The sequence below is a fragment of the Apibacter sp. genome, from assembly GCF_025291155.1.
GTDB lineage: Bacteria > Bacteroidota > Bacteroidia > Flavobacteriales > Weeksellaceae > Apibacter.
The window spans coordinates 1-1,597 of sequence record NZ_JAMBJZ010000152.1 but is presented as its reverse complement, the minus strand read 5'-3'; the positions used below and the strand labels follow the sequence as shown (position 1 = coordinate 1,597).

Sequence of the window (1,597 nt, the reverse complement as noted above, 5' to 3'; positions counted from 1 at the left end):
AATCATCTTTTATTCCACCATATTTAGCGTAGTAACGAACCTCTTTTTTAGGCGGATTGAGTTGATAAGATGAATTAGGAGCTTCATCATCAAGCTTATTGTATCCCATATAAAAATAATTAAAGTTAAAAATAATATTCAATAGCAAACAAAATTAATAATTATTTTTTTTAAAATATAAACTTTAATAAAATAATTAATTATATGATATTTTATATGCCAATATAGATCTTAATTATTTAATTATTCTTTTATTCGCACTTAAAATATTATATTATTATTTATATAGAATTATAAAAAATTAGTTTATTCTATAAAAAAACAATTTAAAACATAATTTTAATAAATAAATTTTCATCTTTTTATGGGGTTTATTTTTTTAATTATACCCCTGAAATTATATATAATATAATAAAATCGATACACAAAATAAACCTGACTAATTTAGCAAATTCCAATTTATAAAGTAAAATGTCTAATTAATCAATTAATATTTAATTATATAACAATAACAAGGCGAAAAGCAGATAAGATATAATTCAATGATTAATATTTTTTAAATTATTAGACGAATTAAAGAAACATTTTCCACCCCAATGAATTGGAAGAACAAGTTCCCTATAAAAAGATAGCTGACCTATTCAAAATCAATCTTTATACCTTATTTCATTGGACGAATATGGAAAAATTGAAAGCCTATGGAATCAGAAACCGGTTGTATTCAAGCTATTGGAAGTAGAACCTAAGATTCAGCCCTCTAAATCTTAGGTTATGGAAAGAGTTCCAAATTCGACCTTTCATCAGATCCCTTTCAATACAATATTATTTCTAAATGACCTATTGTATTGTGTTATTCTCGCCACTTCCAACATTACCATTAAATAACAGACTATCATTGGAAAATAGTACCGATGTAAGCCACCCTGATTTTCATTCTTTATCTTACTAATCATGTAAAGGAAAAATAATAAAGCCCCGTCGTTAATGCAGGATAGGCCTGTACTGAAACGCCCCGCGAAATCTATCTTAGTTAGTATGTTCGTTTTCAATAATTTTTTCTTTTTTCCACTCTACACAGGAAGGGAAATTGGACAGCATGTAATTAAATTATTCATCTCTCACCATCCTGATTAAAGAAGTTGTCAAATTTTATTCGGAGAATTCTGCTCTTTTATAAGCATTTCTGATTTACAGATAGCGTAACACTCCGGCTTTATCTCCTACCCAAAAAGTTCTAGCCTTGCTACGCGGTTAAGCTTTCTTATGTGCGAATCTCCAGCGGACAGCATGCCTTCTATATAAATCCATATGCAGAATCATACAATGTATACATATTACTTTCTTTAGATGGAAGTATTATTTTACCATAATCATGTTGTTTATAGTAACCTCTCGACAGATTTGCAATAATACAAATATCGTTAGCTCTTTCATTAAAATATATTTAGATTAAATTACGTTTTTAACTTAATTAACAAATTTAATCTAAATATATTTTAATGAAAAAAATAATTATTTTTTCATTGTAAACCTAATTTCTCTCTTATCCTTTACCTATTAACTGACAGGCTAAATCTAGCAAGTTTACAATATCCAA

Annotated in this window: 1 protein-coding gene; it reads right to left on the bottom strand. The window is 26.9% G+C overall.

Features of this window, described 5'->3' with window-relative positions; all coding sequences use genetic code 11:
* Positions 1-800: 800 nt before the first annotated feature.
* The gene (locus M3Z80_RS09645; RefSeq protein ID WP_293919400.1) at positions 801-1,049 is read right to left on the bottom strand and encodes a hypothetical protein; all 249 of its coding nucleotides are present in this window, start codon (positions 1,047-1,049) and stop codon (positions 801-803) included.
* Positions 1,050-1,597 lie beyond the last annotated feature (548 nt).